Source organism: Calothrix sp. CBUCES-K 9914 (genome assembly GCF_059640475.1).
Window position 1 is genome coordinate 1 of record NZ_JBXXZH010000478.1, and the last position, 3,054, is coordinate 3,054.

Here is a 3,054-nt window from a genome sequence, read left to right on the forward strand (position 1 = left end):
AAGATTATGAATTTATTGTATGGTGCCACAAGATTATGAATTTGGTGCGTGGCGCCACAAGATTATGAATTTATTGTATGGTGCCACAAGATTATGAATTTGGTGCGTGGCGCCACAAGATTATGAATTTATTGTATGGTGCCACAAGATTATGAATTTGGTGCGTGGCGCCACAAGATATTTGCTTCGTTTTCGGTTTGTTAGTAGCGCCACGCACCCTACAATAAATTAATTGCTTCTTGATATATGGGTACATTGAATTCGTGTACTTCTAAACCTTTGCCAATAGATTCGAGTAAGGTTACAGTTAATTTCCCTCCTACTTGTTCGCGTATTTGCTCTAAACCTTGAAATATACAGCGCGGGTCTTCAATATTTGATATGGCTACAGTTAGTTCTGGTATATATAAGGTGAAGCCTAGTGTTTTGAGTGTGTTTAAAATTCGCTGCCATTCTAATCGTGATAGCAAACCTAGTAGATATGAGTATGTACAATCTAAAGCAATACCAATAGCAATTGCTTCACCATGACGTAATTTATAGTATGTTAATTGTTCTAGCTTGTGTGCTATCCAATGTCCAAACTCAAGAGGAAGGGATGAACCGATTTCAAACGCATTACCGCTTGTTGCTATATAATTCAAATGTAGCTGCGTGCATTTGTAAATAAGCTGCTGCATTGAAGCCATATCACGATGCACTAATTCGTGTGTATTCAGTGTAATAAAATTAAAAAAATCTGCATCTTTGATTAATGCGACTTTTATCGCTTCAGCAATTCCTGAACGCCAATCTGCATCGTTTAAGGTTGTCAAAAAGCTAAAGTCGTTTATTACCGCTGCTGGTGCTGCAAATGTACCTAAAAAATTCTTTTTCCCAAATGCATTGACATTATTTTTCACACCGATACTAGAATTATTTTGTGCAAGTACTGTAGTGGCAATGCGAATTACACGAATACCTCGATGTGCTGTAGCTGCTGCATATCCAACCATATCCAAAACGGCGCCACCACCAATAGCTAAAATGTAAGAGCTATGAGATAATCCGACTTTATCGATTAACGCATGAACTTGCTCGATTAAATAACTATCGTTTTTAGCAGCTTCTCCACCTGGAACTAACATAGGTTTATCTACCAGCGTCATGATATTAGCATGTCGCTTTGCGTAAGCATTGATTTGAGATATTAATCCTTTGTGGCAGCGCAGTACTCCGGTATCGATAATAACAAAAACTCTTTTAGGTATAGATTCACAGTCAGCAGCTATGAGTTTCGCAAGTAATATATTATGTAAATTGAACAACCCAACTGTGAAGTACACTGGATAATTAAAACTAACGGTAACGTGTTGTTGAATAACAGGTAAATCTAACTTTGTACTTTGATTAACTTCTTGATTAGCTTGCAAAAACATTGTAATATTTCCCAACTAAAAAATATTATTTCCTTAGAAAAGCAGCTTATTGTGTAAAAATACAAACATCCTCTCTGTGTTCTCTGTGGTAGAATTAACCGCAAAAAACACAGAAAACATATTAAACACAGCGTAATTATACGTGTGTTTATTCGTAATTATTGATAGCGCAGAATTTTAAACATTTAAAACAAACGCAAAGTCAATAATATTCGCTGTACAAATAACAAACAGTACTTTAGTACCTAAAATTCTTTCAAGTTTCAACATATTCGTGTTATTCCAGTTTATTAAAAAATTTACTGTGGTCTTTTTATGTTGTAGTAGACCAGTTATGAAAGTGTCACTATCACTGAGATTGTCTTAACTAAAACTTTATATAAAGGGTAAAACGAATTAACTTTGTGTAAACGAAAATACTTGACACCGTATTTTCGCTTACACAAGAGAAGTAAAAATATTGATAACGTATAAATGTTGCAATGGTTCCCACGCTGGAAAGAATAGGTGATAGTGTGTTGTTATCGTTAACCTATTTTGGTATATGTTATCAAACAAAAACGAGATATTATGCAATATCTCGTTTGTTTAGTTATTAGTACTATTCAGTATAGTTCTAATCTACAGCTTCGTTTAAATTGTCTTCTTTCTTTTCATTAGTCTGGTAGCGGTAGATATTATTTTCAGCTTGTTTAGCTTTTCCTTCTATTTCGCTTTCAGAACCGGGTTGAGTTGTACGAATTTCACCTTCAGCTTGTTTCGCTTTACCCTCAACTTGTGTATCTCTGTCTCCAGTCAGGTTTCCATAAGTTTCCTGAGCTTTACCTTGAGCTTTTTGAACAGTACCCTTAACTTTATTACCTAACCCCACTGAATTATCAGCTATATGTACACTACCCGCTTCTGATGTGCCAGCAAATGCGGCGCCTACATTTCCAACGGCGATGATTACAGCCAAAACTGAAACTAATAAAATTTTACTTAATCGTTGAACTAATTTCATGCTAATGTCTCCAGTATGATTAAAGGTAACAATTCAGCCTCAGAGCCGCAAAGAGTCCGAGCAACTGAATGAACCCAAACATAAACATATTGGACACGCACACAAAATAGCTTCTGCCTTTGGTTGGATATTGGCGCCAACACCTATGCGTGGGTGAGGCTATACAAACTATGATGCGTAAATTAAAAACGAATACAAAAAATGTAACAAGAGAAAAAAATCACGCGCTACGCTTGCTGGTACTTCCTTCGTAAATCACTCAGGTTTAATCATCTCAACTCATAAGCGGGGGTAGTTATTAATACCGCTACGCAGAAGCCGCACAGGGATGATAACTAGCCATAAGCGTCGAGTGAAGAGGTGAATAAAGATGCATGTGTTGACTGAACGCACAGATGACGATAACACCACCCAAACTGCAAGGTCAATGTACCAATTCAATCGCAAACTAGATAAAAATTTAATTTTAAAGCGCGTGATTGTTGTTTTTTCGATTATATGTTCGCTTTTTTAAAAAGTTATGTGAAAAGTCTATTTTGGCTTAAGTTTGAATAAAATAGGATAATATGAGCGTGATTTATAAAGCGTTTATTCAGGAACAGGGTAATGGGCGCCTGCGAGAGGAAGAGCAGT

The 3,054-nt window shown here is 36.2% G+C and carries 2 protein-coding genes; both read right to left on the bottom strand.

Features of this window, described 5'->3' with window-relative positions:
- Nucleotides 1–218: 218 nt before the first annotated feature.
- A complete protein-coding gene (locus AC2JBO_RS44155) occupies nucleotides 219–1,418 on the bottom strand; it encodes a 3-dehydroquinate synthase (RefSeq protein ID WP_496959949.1) in 1,200 nt (399 codons plus the stop codon).
- A gap of 616 nt (nucleotides 1,419–2,034) precedes the next feature.
- Nucleotides 2,035–2,421, bottom strand: coding sequence for a CsbD family protein (locus AC2JBO_RS44160; protein ID WP_496959950.1), 387 nt, complete (start codon nucleotides 2,419–2,421; stop codon nucleotides 2,035–2,037).
- Nucleotides 2,422–3,054: the final 633 nt, after the last annotated feature.